General features: G+C 35.9%; 16 protein-coding genes. 3 read left to right on the top strand and 13 right to left on the bottom strand.

The features are described from left to right. Positions 1-32: 32 nt before the first annotated feature. The 4 genes from C7D53_RS06035 to C7D53_RS06020 form a co-directional block, all read right to left on the bottom strand. Positions 33-1,025, bottom strand: coding sequence for an MBL fold metallo-hydrolase (locus tag C7D53_RS06035; RefSeq protein ID WP_106915452.1), 993 nt, complete (start codon positions 1,023-1,025; stop codon positions 33-35). A gap of 83 nt (positions 1,026-1,108) precedes the next feature. Next, the gene (locus C7D53_RS06030) at positions 1,109-2,110 is read right to left on the bottom strand and encodes an aldo/keto reductase (RefSeq protein WP_106915451.1); all 1,002 of its coding nucleotides are present in this window, start codon (positions 2,108-2,110) and stop codon (positions 1,109-1,111) included. An 87-nt stretch (positions 2,111-2,197) separates the two neighbouring features. After that, entirely contained in the window at positions 2,198-3,103 is a 906-nt protein-coding gene (locus C7D53_RS06025) for a helix-turn-helix domain-containing protein (RefSeq protein WP_106915450.1), read from the bottom strand. A gap of 165 nt (positions 3,104-3,268) precedes the next feature. Next, complete coding sequence (locus tag C7D53_RS06020) at positions 3,269-3,721, bottom strand: hypothetical protein (protein ID WP_106915449.1); 453 nt, start codon at positions 3,719-3,721, stop codon at positions 3,269-3,271. A 690-nt stretch (positions 3,722-4,411) separates the two neighbouring features. Here C7D53_RS06020 and C7D53_RS06015 point away from each other — a divergent pair. Further along, positions 4,412-4,699: a GNAT family N-acetyltransferase gene (locus C7D53_RS06015; protein WP_106915448.1), complete on the top strand. Its 288-nt coding sequence runs from the start codon at positions 4,412-4,414 to the stop codon at positions 4,697-4,699. Positions 4,700-4,705: 6 nt separating this feature from the next. Here C7D53_RS06015 and C7D53_RS06010 read toward each other — a convergent pair whose 3' ends face one another. After that, positions 4,706-5,818 (bottom strand): MBL fold metallo-hydrolase, encoded by a 1,113-nt coding sequence (locus C7D53_RS06010; RefSeq protein ID WP_228422201.1) that lies wholly within the window; start codon positions 5,816-5,818, stop codon positions 4,706-4,708. A gap of 158 nt (positions 5,819-5,976) precedes the next feature. Between C7D53_RS06010 and C7D53_RS06005 the strand changes: the two genes are divergently transcribed. Continuing rightward, the gene (locus C7D53_RS06005; protein WP_106915446.1) at positions 5,977-7,506 is read left to right on the top strand and encodes a S41 family peptidase; all 1,530 of its coding nucleotides are present in this window, start codon (positions 5,977-5,979) and stop codon (positions 7,504-7,506) included. Positions 7,507-7,603: 97 nt separating this feature from the next. On the opposite strand, the gene C7D53_RS06000 is transcribed toward C7D53_RS06005, so the two are convergent. The 5 genes from C7D53_RS06000 to C7D53_RS05980 form a co-directional block, all read right to left on the bottom strand. Further along, on the bottom strand, positions 7,604-8,194 hold the full coding sequence (locus C7D53_RS06000; protein ID WP_106915445.1) for a hypothetical protein: 591 nt from the start codon (positions 8,192-8,194) through the stop codon (positions 7,604-7,606). A gap of 12 nt (positions 8,195-8,206) precedes the next feature. Further along, positions 8,207-8,716: an RNA polymerase sigma factor gene (locus C7D53_RS05995; protein ID WP_106915444.1), complete on the bottom strand. Its 510-nt coding sequence runs from the start codon at positions 8,714-8,716 to the stop codon at positions 8,207-8,209. A gap of 125 nt (positions 8,717-8,841) precedes the next feature. Continuing rightward, a complete protein-coding gene (locus tag C7D53_RS05990; RefSeq protein WP_106915443.1) occupies positions 8,842-9,657 on the bottom strand; it encodes a hypothetical protein in 816 nt (271 codons plus the stop codon). An 11-nt stretch (positions 9,658-9,668) separates the two neighbouring features. Next, positions 9,669-10,178: an RNA polymerase sigma factor gene (locus tag C7D53_RS05985; protein WP_106915442.1), complete on the bottom strand. Its 510-nt coding sequence runs from the start codon at positions 10,176-10,178 to the stop codon at positions 9,669-9,671. Positions 10,179-10,331: 153 nt separating this feature from the next. Then, on the bottom strand, positions 10,332-11,960 hold the full coding sequence (locus C7D53_RS05980; protein ID WP_106915441.1) for an NADP-dependent glyceraldehyde-3-phosphate dehydrogenase: 1,629 nt from the start codon (positions 11,958-11,960) through the stop codon (positions 10,332-10,334). Positions 11,961-12,129: 169 nt separating this feature from the next. Here C7D53_RS05980 and tpx point away from each other — a divergent pair, with 169 nt between their 5' ends. Continuing rightward, the gene (gene tpx, locus C7D53_RS05975) at positions 12,130-12,702 is read left to right on the top strand and encodes a thiol peroxidase (RefSeq protein ID WP_106915440.1); all 573 of its coding nucleotides are present in this window, start codon (positions 12,130-12,132) and stop codon (positions 12,700-12,702) included. Positions 12,703-13,519: 817 nt separating this feature from the next. Here tpx and C7D53_RS05970 read toward each other — a convergent pair. From C7D53_RS05970 to C7D53_RS05960, 3 genes are read right to left on the bottom strand one after another with little or no spacing between them, the layout of a single operon-like run. After that, positions 13,520-14,281, bottom strand: coding sequence for an MBL fold metallo-hydrolase (locus C7D53_RS05970; RefSeq protein ID WP_106915439.1), 762 nt, complete (start codon positions 14,279-14,281; stop codon positions 13,520-13,522). A 54-nt stretch (positions 14,282-14,335) separates the two neighbouring features. Further along, positions 14,336-14,878, bottom strand: coding sequence for a Crp/Fnr family transcriptional regulator (locus tag C7D53_RS05965; RefSeq protein WP_106915438.1), 543 nt, complete (start codon positions 14,876-14,878; stop codon positions 14,336-14,338). A gap of 18 nt (positions 14,879-14,896) precedes the next feature. Further along, on the bottom strand, positions 14,897-16,882 hold the full coding sequence (locus tag C7D53_RS05960) for a urocanate hydratase (RefSeq protein WP_106915437.1): 1,986 nt from the start codon (positions 16,880-16,882) through the stop codon (positions 14,897-14,899). Positions 16,883-17,029: the final 147 nt, after the last annotated feature.

The following is a 17,029-nucleotide window of genomic DNA, read 5'->3' as shown; positions in this document are numbered from 1 at the left end:
ATTCATTACATCCCTACTCTCTGATCTGCTACCTAATTCATAAAAATTTCCGGAATCCATTCAAACCCTGTGTCTTTTTTCTTTGTAAAGCCTAGACCGGGCCAAGGCAAATGACAGGCAAATGCTCTGGTTTTGGTATCTGCCAATTGTAGGAGAAGCTTTTTTCTTGAAGCAGTAGCAATATCCAGGTCCGTATCACCGAAAAATCCCCATTCAGGATGAGGAAAAAGAATAACATCAGAATGAATGAGATCCGCAATATATATGAGTTTTTCATTCCCCGAAGATATTGTAGTCACCGTTAAACCGGGAGTATGCCCCGGAGCCAGCTGAAAACTGAAACAATCATACAATGGATTGTTAAAGTCATAGAACTTCAACTTGGGCTTAATGGTTTTTAGTATATTTTGAAGCGCGGAAATAATCTGACCGAGCAATTCCGGTTTAGCTTTCAAAGCACTATTGTTAAAATCTTTAATGGATGCATTCATCCAGAAATCATGTTCAGTTTTTGAAATGAAAATGTCGGCATTCGGGAAAACAAGAGAATTTTGCTTATCCAGCACTCCTCCAATATGATCAGGATGGGCATGAGAAATAAAAATATCAGTAATATCTTTTGTAGAGAAACCTGCCTTTTGGAGGCTTTTCAACAAAAATCCAGATCTTTCATCCGCAAAAATCCCCATTCCTGTATCCATTAAAATAAGTCTGTTCTTTGTTTTAATCAACAGAAAATTCAGAGCCATATCAATATAGTCTTCTGATCTAAAATGATCTTTAAGAATGGTTTTCAATTCTGAGACGTTCCCTCGTGGAGCAAATGAATTCATATCTGTTTCATGGATATATCCGCCTGTAAGAACAAACAGCTCCAACTCTCCCAATTTTATTTTTTTAAAACCGGATAAATCATCTTCAAGGGTTTCTGAAGTTGTCTTTGTCTCTGCAAAAACATTAGAAAAGGGAACTAAACTTAATGCTCCCGCCAATAATCCATTTTTTAATAAGTCTCTTCTATTCATATTGTAATGTGGTGTTTTTCAATTTTTATATCCAACAAAAAACTGAGCTTCTGTAATTCAGAAACTCAGTTTGAGTATAGTCTTTAATTGTTTACTAATTTCATAGAACCCTCACTGTACCTTTCTCCTACATTCGGGTATTTTTTCAGAATAGCATCAATGGTATCCAGATCGGATTGGGAAAGATCAATAGTAACGGTGGCAATATTTTCTTCCAGATACTTGATTCGCTTGGTACCCGGAATTGGAATAATATCATCTCCCTGGTTCAGTACCCACGCCAGTGCCAATTGAGTTCCTTTTACGCCCTTGGAAGCTGCAAATTCATTAATCTCATTAGCCAGTTTAGTATTATTCTCCAGATATTCCTGCTGATAGCGAGGTAATGATTTTCTGAAATCATCGTCACCAAGATTTTGGACCTCACTGATATTGGCAAAAAGTCCCCTTGCCAGTGGCGAATAAGGAACCAGGGAAATCCCTAATTCTCTGATCGTTGGTAGGATCTCATTCTCAACATCTTTCGTAAGGATAGAATATTCTGATTGTAAAGCAGTAATAGGATGAATTTTGTTGGCTTTTCTTATTGATTCTGCGGAAGCTTCCGACAGCCCGATGTATTTTACTTTTCCGGCTTTTACCAATTCAGCCATTGCTCCTACTGTTTCTTCTACTGGGACATTTGGATCAACTCTGTGGGCATAATACAAGTCTATGGTATCTATTTTTAATCTTTGAAGACTTAAATCCACAGCCTTTTTAATCCATTCCGGTGAGCCATCAAAATAGGTCCCCGGAGCACCGCTATGACTGGCTTTTCCATCCTTAAACCTGAACCCGAATTTAGTTGCAATAAAAATTTTATCTCTATTGGGAACTAAAACCTTGGAGATCAGCTTTTCATTTTCTCCGTTGGCATACATATCTGCAGTATCCCAAAAGTTAACTCCTAAATCTAAGGCTTTATGTAAAGTATTGATACTTTCCTGTTCGTCTGCAGGTCCGTAAGCAAAGCTCATTCCCATACAACCTAAGCCAATAGCAGAAAGCTGCTCACCTGTGTTTCCTAATTTTCTAAATTTCATGATGGTTTTGATTTTAATTTTATAGGACAAAATTAGAACATGAAAGATCCATATCTAGTATAGAATTCAAACTAAGAATTATAAAATTCAAACAAGGTTCATTCTTAGGGCATTTGGGGTTACTCCAGTTTGCTTTTTAAAGTAATTGGTAAAATAGGCAGGTTCTTCAAAGCCCAACCCATAGGCTATTTCCGCAATATTCCAGTCTGTATGAGTCAACAGGGCATTGGCTTCCTGAATAACTCGTCCTGTAATCTGCTGACTGGTAGTTTTCCCCGTAATCTCCTTCACAGAGCGGTTTAAAGAGTTCACATGAATAGAAAGGCTCTGTGCATAATCATTCGGGGTTTTTAGCTTTAAAAATGCCTCGGGGCTATCAATGGGGAATTGTCTTTCCAACAGTTCCATGAATAAAGAAGCCACTCTTTGTGACGCATTTTGGTAAGGTTCAAAGGTTTCTGCAGGATGCATTCTCATTGTTTCATGAATCATCAGATGAAGATAGGCCCTAAGCATATCATATTTATGAATGTAATCCGATTGAATTTCCGTCATCATTTTGGTATACAAATCCGAAAGTATTTCCTGCTGTTCTTTCTCTACAAAGAAAACCGGAGTTCCTCCAATCTTAAAAAGCGGAGAGTCCTGAAGATTGCCCAAACGGCTTCCATTCTGCAAAAATTGCTCTGTAAAAAGACAAAACCAGCCTTTCTGATCTTCATCATCAGCCTCCCAGGAGTAAGGAACAATAGGGTTTGAGAACAATAACGCCGGACGATCTACCTGAATCCATTTATCAGCATAATGAAGCTTTCCTTTTCCTATGATTAATGAAATTTTATAGTAATCTCTTCTGCTATAGGGAGACAACAGGGAACAAAATTCCCTTGAAAAAACATTAAAATGTCCCATCCCATTTGTTCCGATACACTGCAATCCCTGATCAGGAGCATTTCTTTCATAAAAACCGCTTAATGATTCTGTTGATTCCATCTATCAAAGTTATAAAATTCAAACAAATTAATTCATGAAATTACTTTATTTGAATGCAAAAAATTATTTTATTACATGGATATCTCCATCATGATTTTATCCATAAAAAAAGACCAACACGAATGCCGGCCTATTAAATAGTGAATATATATAGTTGATAATGGTCTAATCCCAATCACCATGATGCCCATGATGCTTATTTTGTTTTTTATAGTATTTTGAACGTTCCTTATAGTATTTTTCCTGCTGCTTACGATATTTCTTATAATCGTTCTTATTTCTTCCGTATACAATTACAGGATTTTGTCCTTTATAATATCTCTTTTTAAAGATGATGTATTTTTCTCGTCCAAGAATTCTTTCCAGTTCTGAATATCGGTCCCCTCTCCATCTTCCCGGGTCTACAACGTAAGCTCTGTTCCATGAATCATAATCGCGATATCTGTCATTCAGTACATAAATTTGTTTAGTCTGCACACTGGAGAGCACTAAATCTGTGATTACATTTTGCCAGTTAACATCCGTAATGCTTCTCCTGTAATCATTATAATAATCCGATTGGGCGTAGCTCATACTGAACGTACCCATCAAAAATAAGGTTAACAATAACTTTTTCATTTCATTCCTCTTTTAAATTAAACATCATGACATAGTCAATTAAAGTGCCAATAATTAAAAGGAATTGCCAATAATTGTTAATAAAAAACATAAATAACTGATTATCTTTTAAATAATTTTATAACTTATTTAAAATTATTTATTTTATTCATTGAATATATTTCGATTATATTCCTTTTGATTTTTTAAACAGCCAAGAAAGAGATGCTGCGTCTTGGACGATTAAGATGTTAATTTTGAAACATTTAGGCATTATTCATTTTTAATAATAAGTCTGTTTAAACTTAACCGCAAAAGTCACAAAAGGTTTTATTTTTTTAACACTTTAGTACACTTTAGAAAGTGTAAGGAAATACGGCACAATTAAGTTCACATAAGATGAAAATCTTTGATTTTCAACAAAACTTGAGTGTCCTTCTTTGTACACAAAGTATATCACTTAAATAGCTTAAGTATTTAAAAAGCTTTTGTATATCTTTTGTGGTTTAATAAAAAAGTTTAAACAGCTTTAATAAAAAATTCGGCTTTAACCTTCTTCTTAAATCTTTGATGATTCATCATTGTATTTATAAAATTCGTTAAGGTTTCCAAAAACTATCATTTCATATCAATTAATTTTGTAATTTTAATGGAGAGAATGCTTTCGGGAGTTCTTTATGTTATTTTTTTATCAACCAAATCTCAATAATTATGGAAAATATAAAATTTATGGTATCTCCATATCAGGATGAATTGCAGCTACTCATTGATGGGCAAAAAGCAGGTTATATGTCCATAGAGATTGACGGAAGACTGCTCGTTGTGTTTTACACCAAGCTTGACGAGGAGCGCGAGGGAAAAGGATATGCCAAGCTGCTGCTGGATGAATTGGTACGCTATGCGGAGGAAAAAGATTTGCTTGTAGATCCGGAATGTGATTTTGTCCGTCAACAGTTTGAAAATCATCCCACAAGATATAAAGACATTTGGCATGCCTAATCAGTCTTACCACCAGACTGTAAATTGTTGACTCGAATTATTTAGTTCAACGACCTCTCCAATCATTGGAGTAAGGATGTCCAGATTTTTTTCTTTTCCAAGGTTTGTTATTTTTTGTAAAGGCTCATTCCAGGGGTGAAGAGCCAGTGCAAATTTTGCAGCATGAACCGGAATTATTTTTTTTGCATTAATATCTATACTTGCCTGAATAACATCTTCCGGCAATGCATGAATATATCTCCATGCCTCCCCATATTGTCCGTTTTCAAGAATGGCATAATCAAAAGGACCATATTTTTCCCCAATCATCTTGAAATGGGAATCATAACCGCTATCCCCACCCAGAAATATTTTCTTTGTTGGGGTTTCCAGTACATAGGAAGTCCAAAGAGTGTCATTCTGCCTTAATCTTCTTCCTGAAAAATGTCTTGCAGGTGTAAAGGCAATCTTTATGTTATTCTTCAAGTCTACTTCTGTTCCCCACTCTTCTTCAATAAGCTGGTTTTCTTGATATCCCCATCTTTCCAGATGCACCCCAACCCCCAATGGAACAATAGCTTTATGGGTTCGATCCCTGATAGATTGTACTGTAGGATAGTCCAAATGGTCAAAATGATCATGTGTAATGATCAAATAATCCAGTTCCGGAATATCCTCAGGCTTATAAATATCTGAACCTTTAAATGCCTTATTAAAATATTTAAACGGTGATCCGTATAGGCTCAATACCGGGTCTATAAGAAAAGATACTCCATCAGTCTGTAAATAATAGGATGAATGCCCTAGCCAAATGAAGACATCAGTATTTTTATCAAGGGTTTTTAAATCTGTTTGAATAGACGGAATGCCTTTCAAGGGTTTCAGTAACGGATGCTTTTTACCTAAAAAGAAATCATAGGTCACTTTTGACATTTTGTAGCCCTCCGCAATAGAGGGGGTATGGCTTATATTCTGAAACTGTTTATTTCTATATAATTTTGACTGCTTTATACGTTGCAGCCTCTTTCCTTTTGGCACTCCGCCAAATGGTTTTCCGTTTATCACAATAAAATAGGTTACTATCAATAGTGCTACAATCGCAATAATCCAATAATACATCATTAGTAAAAAAATAATCATCAAAGGTATCAACTTTTATATTTACATAAAAACATGGGGTGTTTGGCATTATTTTTTTAACTAAATTTATCATGTGTTTCGGAAAATTTATTATTCATTTAAGTGATGATTAATTTTAATCTCTCTATTTTAGCAGCTTAAAAAAACTCAAAGGTATATTGAAAAATTATTCGGCAATATTCATTCTGGCTATGCTTTCGTCATGTGCATCCATTAGAAGGCACAATGAACAGCGGGCTTCCTGTATTCCTCCTGACCAGCTTAAAGAGGATGTAGACTATGCGTATGCAAAGCTGCAGCAAATGCATCCTCAACTGTACTGGTATATTCCCAAGCAGGAATTGGAACGTAAATTTGACAGTCTTAAACAAACTCTTAATGAGCCTCTTACTCCGCTTCAGTTTTATTTTAAATTTCAGCCGGTAATTGCAGGTATTCGTGAGGGGCATCTTTCGCTAAGAATTCCAAGAAAAAAGTTTACCAAAAGGGAAATCAAAAAACTAGAGCATAAAAAGGGTTTGTTCAGCCGCTTTGAATATTACATTTCTAATGATCAGATGTATATTATTCAAAACAATGACTCTATAGAAAACATACAACCGGGAACTGAGATTTTATCCATCAATAATATTCCGGTTTCAGACTATATAAAAAAATACAGAAGCCTGATCAGCAGTGATGGTTATAATACTACGTTTCAACCTTATTTTTTAAAGGATTTGTTTTTTAATTATTACACCGCAGAAAACGGACTTTCTGATAAGGCAACCATTGAGACGCTTTATAAAGGAGAAAAGCAAACCTATACCCTAAGCAGGGAGTTTAAATCCGATACCGACGTTGAAAAGGATAAGGAAATGAAGAAACGCACCGAGGATAAAAAGCTGAATGACTATGTGGCTGCCAGCAATTCTTATAACCGAAGTTTTAGATTTTTGGATAAGGACAGTACCATTGCTTATATTAAAGTGAAAAGTTTTTCAAGAGAATATTCTGAGGAATTTTATAAAAAGACATTTTCAAAGATCAAAAGCGCGAAAGCAAGTTACCTCATCATTGATGTTCGAAACAATTATGGAGGATCTCTGTATGAAATTAATAACCTGTACTCCTATTTGGCTGATAAGCCCTTCACCTTGATAAAACCATCTCAGGTTACCTCTAGGGATGTTCCTCTGAGAACCAATTATTTCAGAAAAAGTACTCCTCTGGAATTTGCATTTAAAAGCATAGCCTACCCGAGTTACTTTTTTGCTCAGGCATTCAGTACTTATACAAAAGACGGAAAGGTTTTCTATAAAATGAAAGCTGATAAACCTACAAAACCTAATAAGGAGGCTTTCAACGGAAAAGTTTTTGTACTCATCAACGGTGGTAGTTTCTCTGCTTCATCCATTATTACGGCAAAGCTTAAAAATGATAAAAGAGCAACCCTTGTGGGTGAAGAAACGGGAGGCGCCAATGATGGGACAGTTGCCGGTTTTTATTCTTATCAGAAACTGCCTAATTCCGAAATAAGGTTTCCTATAGGACTCCTCCTTGTACAGCCCGACATTAATTTTTCGGATTCTAAAAAGGGAGTGGTTCCGGATGTAGTAATTCATGAAAGTATGCAGGACATTATTGATAAAAAAGATCCGCAGCTTGACTGGATCAGGAATGAAATTTCCAGAGAAAAGATAAATTGATGATTTGTATTTATCTATTGTATTGGGACGGGCTTAGATTCAAAGTTAAATTATAAACTATATAAATACCCGGCGGGCTTTCAGCCCGCCGGGTATTTTATGCTTTCAACTCTTCCAAAAGGCTTTCAATATGCTTAATATATCTTCCATAGTAGCGGTAAAACCAAAATCTCCCACAAACAAAGAGCAAGAATAGTCCTCCTATCACACAACCGATCAGGATGAGCGCTATCTTGATCTCTCCCAGGGGCTTGGGCCAGGGTATAAATTCTAGTACAATAAGCATTTCGCACACAATGAACGGGGCAAAGCTAATGTAATAAGACAGATAATACTGTTTATTCAGATTGAGCTGATTAACCAGATCTTTTAAAGATTCATACGTTTTAAGCTCTGTATTGCTGATATCCTTATATAGTTTAAAAAACTTACTAAAAAAGAAAATCGTAACAATAAGCATTGAGGCAACTAAAACTGTTATGTACAGCTGGAATTTAAAGGGTTTACATATTGAGCAAACCATAAATGCAAAAACAAAGATAGCAATGACCCACCAAAATTCTGCACGCATATTCTTACGTACTTTTTCAAGAGGCAGATTAATTTTATTCTTTTGCTCTATGCTGATTTCCGGAGTTTCATCTACAATATCTTCGTTCCAGGCATTTTTCAATTCATCTATATTCATTGGATTACTGATTTAATGTTGGTTAATTTTATGTTGGTTTAAGATATCTTTAAGTTTATTTTTTGCACGGTTCATTTTCACCCTTACATTTCCTTCAGAGATTCCCATTTCCTCTGCAATCTCCCTTCCTGAAAAATCCTCGAGATAATAAAATATGAAAGCCTTGTCAATTGGATTCAGTTGATGAATAGCCTTATACATTTCTGCCAGACGCTCTTCCTTATCATAGTCATAATCTTCCTGAGAGATTACATAATTGGAGAGATCTTCATTAGCTATAAAGCTTCTTCTTTTATCTGTTTTAAGGAAAATAATAGCCGTATTTAGCGCAATCCTGTATAACCAGGTAGAAAACTCACTCTGCCCCTTGAAGCTTGAATATGCTTTCCAAATCTGATAAGTGATCTCTTGAAAAAGATCGTCCTGATCATCTTTTTCAGACATATACATTTTGGAAATCTTAAAAATGATTCCCTTATGTTTTTTAATCTTCTGGATAAACTCTTGCTCTAATGAGGTCATAGCTTGTTACTCTATAGAGTTAGTTTATGTTTAAAAAAATTGTTACAAAAAATAGTAAGAAAAATAAAAAACCCCAACATAAAGGTCTGTGGGGTTTGTATTTTCAATGGGTAATATTGTTATTTTTAATTCAATCTGTTTAATGCTCTTTGCAGCATTGTAATATTGATTAAGTCTAATTTGGCACCAATAATAATGATAATTAAAAGAACCAATGTCAGAAACAGGATAATAAAAATGTAAACGGATACAAACCATATCACTGTATTCAGAATATTTCCTTTAATTCCTAACTTGTTCATAAAAAACTTTTGGGATCGTTCAAACCAGGTCTTTTTCTTTTCGGTCCTGGGCTGTACTTCCACTCCATTAAGCTCATCTATCAAATGCACTACGTCATCTATATATCTTCCGTACATATAATAGATCCAGTATTTTATAATAAAGCAAACCAGCAATAACGTAATCAGAAAACTAATTCCGAAAATTGCCAGATTATAATCCATATCAAAATGAAAATTAATCTTAATCAGAGATAAGAGAAAAGCAAGCGGGATATAGGAAATATAATAGGAAATGTAGATTTCTTTCGATATAAGCAATTGGGTTTTAAGGTTAAACAGATCATAATTTGTATTAATACTGTTTTTTTGAAGCAATTTATAAAGCTTAAGAAATCGAGAATAAAAATAAACTATAAAAACAATGGTCAGAACCGTGACAAATGTTGAGATGGTCGTAATATTAGAATCTGTGGAAGCAAATGGAAAACTGGTAAGAAGCAACGGCAATGTGATCACCATAAGCCAAAACTCGGTTTTCATATTTATTTTCAGCATCTGAAGCGGAGAATGGATCTCGCGTTGTTTTTCCAGGGAAATTTCAGGAGGATCCTGTCCTGTATCTTTATTCCAAAGTTCTTTAAAGTTGTCTAACTCCATAGTGTAATCTATTAATTTGAACCCATACCTTGCTTAGCAATGATCTCCTTTAGCCTTTCTTTTGCTCTTTTAAGCTTCACTCTTGCATTCACTTCGGTAATTCCTAACTGACGGGCAATTTCTCTTCCGGGAAAGTCTTCTAAAAAGAAAAAGATCAAAGCCTTATCAATAGGACTTAGTTGATGAATAGCCTCATACATCATCTTCATATTCTTATCATCCGTATCATTATAAGGTTCCTGTCTGGCATTCAGTCCATCTATATTTTGATTTTGTATAAAACTACGTTTTTTTTCACTTCGCAAAAATACAATTGCCGTGTTGAGCGCAGTTCTGTACAGCCATGTTGAGAAATCACTCCTCTTTTGAAAATCTCCATATGATTTCCAGGCTTGGTAAATAATCTCCTGATAGAGATCATTTTGGTCGTCCTTATTATCCATATACATTTTAGAGATCTTGAAAACAACACCTTTGTGCTTTTCAATTTTCTCTAAAAATTCTTTTTCGGGTGAAGACATGATTTACACACTAATCCATAAGCAACGTTAAAAAACGCCGCCTTATTATAACACAATACTCTATTTCCAGCCATTAAGTTAAAAAAATCCTTAACAAACACAGAGATTTATTAAGGATTTTTATTTTATGTTAAATACAACTTGAGATATGGACTAGAAAATATAGTCAGTACTTAAGAAGTTGGAATCATGTTCTCTTACAATGGTATTTAATAATGTTTTGTTGGATTCTGTCAGTTTTGCTGCCACTAAAGATCTGATTGAAAATGAACGGAGTGCATCAAAAACAGAAAGTGTTCCCTCTGCACTGTCCTTTCTGCCCGTAAACGGGAATACATCCGGACCACGCTGTGCCTGACAGTTGATATTAACACGGCTTACCAGATTCACAAAAGGATCAATGAGCTTAGCCACCTCATGCGGATCTTCACTGAAAATACTCACTTGCATTCCATGGGAAGCATTCACCTGATAATCTATAGGTTCATCAATATCTTCAAACGGCACAACAGGAATTACAGGACCGAATTGCTCTTCATGATACAGCTTCATATCATTGTTCACAGGATATACCACTGCCGGAAACACAAAAGATTCTTCCGTGTAGCCTCCGTCTTTATTCAAAACTGTGGCTCCTTTAGACAATGCATCCTCAATACATTCTTTCAGATAAGGGGGCTTATTCACCTCCGGAAGCGGGGTTACTTTTACATCTTTTTCCCATGGCAATCCCGCTTTCAGTGAAGAAACAGCTTCACTTAACTTCTTGGTAAATTCTCCTGCAATCTCTTTCTGAACAAAGATTAGCTTTAGGGCTGTACAACGTTGTCCGTTAAAAGAAAGTGCGCCCAAAATACATTCACTCACTGCCACATCAAGATTGGCGTTTTTAGTTACAATCGCTGCATTTTTAGCATCAAGACTTAAAATTGCTCTTAAGCGGTTAACTTTTGGATGCAGCTTTTTCAGTCCGTTAGCCACTTTACTTGATCCGATAAAGGCCAGTACGTTGACTTTTCCGCTTTCCATGATTGGAGTAATAATTTCTGAACCTTTTCCATATAGAGTATTCACTGTTCCTTTAGGAAAAGCTTCCTTAAAGGCATTTAATAAAGGATAATGAGCCAATACCCCATGTTTTGGAAGTTTAAATAAAATTGTATTTCCCATGATCAGCGCTGGAATCAATGTTGTAAAGATCTCATTTAATGGATAATTGAATGGTCCCATACTCAACACAACTCCAAGTGGTGCTCTTCTGATTTGAGCGATGGTTCCCTCAGCTTCCTGAAAACGGGAGGATTCTCTATCCAGATCTTTAAGCGCATCTATTGTCTGATTGATGTAATCTACGGTACGATCAAATTCCTTGGTAGAATCCGCCAGTGTTTTTCCGATCTCCCACATTAATAGTTTAATGATCAGATCTCGCTGCTGAATCATCAGGTAGACAAACTTCTGCATGCATTTAATTCTTCCCTCCACGGACATCGTAGGCCATTCACCAAGACCATTATCATAGGCTTTTACACAGGCTTCAAGAACTTCCATTGCTTCATTAGGGCCAATATTCGGAATACTCCCCAATAGTTTCCTTTCCAATCCATTTTCTGTCGGAATACAAACGGGAGAGTAAATATTTTGGGTTTCGCCTTTCCACTCTACCAATTCACCATTAAGAAGATAGACTTTCTGATGGATTTCAGGAACCTTAAATTCTTCGGGAATTTCGTTTTCACTTTTAAAAATATCTTGAAATGACGCACTGTTTACTGAACTCATATTTTTAGTATTTAATAATTTGAATCTGAATTTTTGAAGAATAAAGGTAGACGTAAAAATTGATTTTAAGAATAATGATTCAATAGATTTGCTCTATTTAAAAGCTATTTGAATGAAAATTAACTCAGCTAACTAAAAAAAAGAATAATTTTGCTAAAAATAAATTTCAATGTTTTCAAAAATAATTTTCAGTACATTATTTTTCTTATCAGCAGTTGGTTTCGCTCAAAATACAAAATCAAGCAATACCATTTTGATGGGTGGAAAACCTGTACATACCTATGCTAAATTACCGGCAGTCAATAAACCGGCTCCTAAGTTTGTCCTTACGGATGTTACTATGAATGACCAGACTTTAGATTCCTACAAAGGGAAATATGTCATTCTAAATATCTTCCCAAGTGTAGACACTGGAGTCTGCTCTGCATCTGTTCATCATTTCAATGAGGAGGCAGGTAATCTGCCTAACACGGTGGTTCTTTGTATTTCTAAGGATCTGCCATTTGCCCAAAAGAGATTTTGTGGAGCAGAAGGAATCAAAAATGTGGTTATGCTTTCTGACTTTCGTTCTGATTTCGGATGGAACTATGGGGTAGAAATGATTGATTCTCCAATGAAAGGTCTTCTCAGTAGAGCTGTAGTAGTGATTGACCCATCAGGAAACATTATTTATGAAGAGCAGGTACCAGATATTTCACAAGAACCTAATTATGAAGCGGCTATTAATGCTGTAAAGGGATAAATTTCTTTTTTTTAAATAATTTAAAACCTCTGATAATATGAATGATCAGGGGTTTTGTTTTTCTTATTTGTTATATAAGGTTGGAAAATCGCAAGGATGCAAAGGTTTTTAATCTTGAAACACCTTTTTAAGGCGCAAGAAAATCTTAGATTTTCGGCAAGCTATGAGTAGAATTTATTGGCTCGCTGATATAACAGATTAGGCGGATTTTTTCCTTAAACATATGCTTAATCTCCAAAATCTGCGGGAGGTTTAAAAAAATGCAGTGAGTAAAGGAACCGGTTATTTACTTTATTTGTTGGAAATCGCAAGGACGCAAAGGTTTTTAATCTTAAAAAATCTTTATTAAGGCGCAAGAAAATCTTAGATTTTCGGCAAGCTATGAGTAGAATTTATTGGCTCGCTGATATAACAGATTAGGCGGATTTTTTCCTTAAACATCTGCTTAATCTCCAAAATCTGCGGGAGGTTTTAAAAATGAAGTGAATATAAGGAACCTGTTATTTATTTTATTTGTTGGAAATCGCAAGGATGCAAAGGTTTTTAGTCTTGAAACATCTTTATTAAGGCGCAAGAAAATCTTAGATTTTCGGCAAGCTATGAGTAGAATTTATTGGCTCGCTGATATAACAGATTGAGCGGATTTTTTCACAAGCATCTGCTTAATCTCCAAAATCTGCGGGAGGTTTAAAAAAATACACATTGTTCGATTTTATAACAAATAAAATCTCTACTCCTTATAGCAACCTCTTCTTTATTATTATTTTGCGCCTTTGCGATTCTAACTATAAAAGCTTTGTAGTTCAAGAAAAAACATTTAAGGTTCTATCAGCATATCCCCATCTTTCAAAGTTAAATACTCCTGCCCCACTTCCTCCGAGACCCTTTTCAAATCATAGTCATCGAATATCTGAGGGATATAAAATTTCTCATGAGCAAATAATCCGTAATGGATAGGAACCAGTTTTTTAGCATGTAATAAATGAGCTGCTGTAAAGGCTTCTTTTAGATTGAGGGAAGCAGGAACGGCACTATATTCCAATCCGATGACTTCAAAATTGACAACGACTCCGTTCACCGGCAGAAATGCATAATCTATGTTCTGGTTTTCTTTTCCAAGCTTCCAGAATTGGTTGTGCCATATGGTATCTCCGCCATGAAAGATTTTTGTAGTTGGGTCTTCCACAATCCATGAAGATTGAATCTCTCCCACTCCATCCATTGCAAACACCGGTTTAAAAGTAATATTATTTTCTGTAAATGTTTCATCAAGATTTAATACAATCATTTGAACATCATCAACAAGTTTTCTTACAAAGGGTTCTAATCCTGAGTAGATAATCAGCTTTCCGTCCTTCTTTAAGCATTTTCTGATAATACCTTTGTCAAAATGATCTAAATGTAAATGGGTAAACAGGATGTAATCTGCCTGTACATGATCTGAGAATTTCAGCAATTCTTCTACAGCATCTCCCAAAACAGGTTTATAGTAGGAAAAATCTTCAACGGCGTCTATCAGAATGGTTTTGTTTTGAGAGACGAGCTTTATTCCAGCCCAGTTTAACTTTTGTATTTCCATATTTCTTTTTTCACAAAGGAAGAGACTTACGGAAAGCTAAACAATAAACAAAAGTTAATTAATTCTCTTTCGGATTCTGCTTAATGAGATAGGTGTAATCCCGATGTAGGAAGCCAGATATTTTAATGGAATATTCTGAATATAGTGTGGTTTATTTTCCAGCAGATATTCGTAGAGATCCTGTGGGGTATTTTTCAGCAGAAGCATTTCCCGCTTCATGGCAGCATTCAGTTTTCTGCTCAGATAGTAGTTTTGTACGAAGCGACATTGGGGGTTAACGATAAACATTTTTTTTACCTCCTCGAGGGTAATTTCCCATGCCAGCCCTTTATTGATGGATTCATAAATAGCATCAGATCCTTTTTCTTCCACTGTAAAAATATCACCGGGAAAGTAAAACTCTGCACAGATTTCTGTATCTAGGTCTGATGTGCTATTGATATAATATTTTCGGACAAGCCCATCTTCTACAAGATAGGCTTTGTTGTCCGAGAATCTGTTTTTTCTTGAAAATTCAACTTCAGCAAATTTTTCCCAAACAGGATCACTATCCTCTACATTCAGGTGTGAAAACAATGTTTTATTAATACTTGCCAATGCTGAATCAATTATAATTTACAGTAAATTTTCATCTACAAGGTTTGGAAGGGTAACCTTTAAGTTTGGTTCAGCCTCCATTGCTCTTTTAATAGCGAAGATAGCCCCTTCATTTCTTGCCCAGCTTCTTCTGGAGATTCCGTTGTTAACGTCCCAGAAAAGCATAGACTTTAATCTTCTGTCTGCATCATCACTTCCGTCCAACAACATTCCGAAACCTCCGTTGATTACTTCTCCCCAGCCTACTCCGCCTCCATTGTGAATAGAAACCCAGGTTGCCCCACGGAAACTGTCACCAATAACATTGTGAATGGCCATATCTGCAGTAAATCTGGATCCGTCATAGATATTGGAGGTTTCTCTGTAAGGAGAATCTGTTCCTGAAACATCATGGTGATCTCTACCCAGCACTACAGGTCCTATTTCTCCATTTTTAATAGCTTTATTGAATGCTTCTGCAATCTTCATTCTTCCTTCTGCATCTGCATAAAGGATTCTCGCCTGAGACCCTACAACCAGTTTATTTTCCTGTGCTCCTTTAATCCACTGAATATTATCCTTCATCTGCTGTTGGATTTCTTCAGGGGAGTTTTTAATCATTTCTTCCAATACTGTGCATGCAATATGGTCCGTTTTCTGTAAATCTTCAGGATTTCCACTTGCACATACCCAACGGAATGGTCCAAAGCCGTAATCGAAGCACATAGGCCCCATGATATCCTGAACATAGCTAGGATATTTGAACTCTCTTCCCAAAGTCGGATTTTCTGACATTACATCTGCTCCTGCTCTGGAAGCCTCCAATAGGAAAGCATTTCCGTAATCGAAGAAGTATGTTCCCTTTTGGGTATGCTTGTTGATTGCTACTGCGTGTCTTCTTAATGTTTCCTGAACTTTTTCCTTGAATAATTCAGGGTTTTCAGCCATCATTGCATTGGATTCTTCAAAGCTTTGTCCCGCTGGATAATATCCTCCGGCCCAAGGATTATGAAGAGAGGTCTGATCTGAACCGATATCAATTCTTAAATCTTCCTGATCGAATTTTTCCCAAACTTCAACAATATTTCCAAGGTAAGCCAGGGAAACTGTTTCTTTATTCTGTTGTGCTTCTCTTACTCTTTTCACCAAATCATCAAGATTCTCATGGATTTCATTGACCCATTTCTGTTCGTGTCGAATTTTTGTGATTTTTGGATTAACTTCTGCACATACGGTAACACATCCTGCAATATTTCCTGCTTTAGGCTGAGCTCCACTCATTCCTCCAAGACCAGACGTTACGAAAAGACCTCCTTTTGGTTCTTTATTGATCTTTCTGAATGCATTTAAAACGGTAATCGTAGTTCCATGAACAATTCCCTGAGGGCCAATATACATATAACTTCCCGCCGTCATTTGTCCATATTGAGTAACCCCAAGAGCGTTAAATTTCTCCCAGTCATCCGGTTGTGAGTAATTTGGAATCATCATTCCGTTCGTTACCACTACTCTTGGTGCATCTTTATGAGAAGGGAATAATCCCATCGGATGTCCGGAATACATCACCAATGTCTGTTCATTGGTCATTTCAGACAGATATTTCATTGTCAACAGATACTGTGCCCAGTTGGAGAATACAGCTCCATTTCCACCGTAAGTGATCAACTCGTGAGGGTGTTGTGCTACTGCATAATCCAAATTGTTCTGGATCATCAGCATAATCGCTTTAGCCTGCTCAGATTTCCCGGGATAATCTGCAATAGATCTCGCTTTCATTTCATAATCTGGACGGAATCGATACATATAAATTCTTCCATAGTCTTCCAGTTCCTGTTTAAATTCAGGAATTAATTCTGCATGAAATTTTGGATCGAAGTAACGTAAAGCATTCTTTAATGCCAGCTTTTTCTCCTCTTCTCCTAAGATTTCCTTACGCTTTGGAGCATGGTTTATATTAGTCTCGTATGATTTTGGTTGTGGCAGCTGATTGGGTATCCCCTGCTGTATCTGTTCTTGGAATGTCATATTGCTATTTAAAGTTCTATGTTTAAACAATGTTTGAAGTTTTAAAGATATTCAAATTAGGAAATATAGGCAAGTAAACAAGGGAAAATGATTGATGATAAAGCCTTAGCATTACGGTTTATTTACCATTTTTGAATTTAATGTTGC

The organism is Chryseobacterium aurantiacum (assembly GCF_003020585.1).
Taxonomy (GTDB): domain Bacteria; phylum Bacteroidota; class Bacteroidia; order Flavobacteriales; family Weeksellaceae; genus Chryseobacterium; species Chryseobacterium aurantiacum.
Note: the sequence above shows the minus strand (reverse complement) of the source record. Positions and strands in the feature narration are given on the sequence as shown.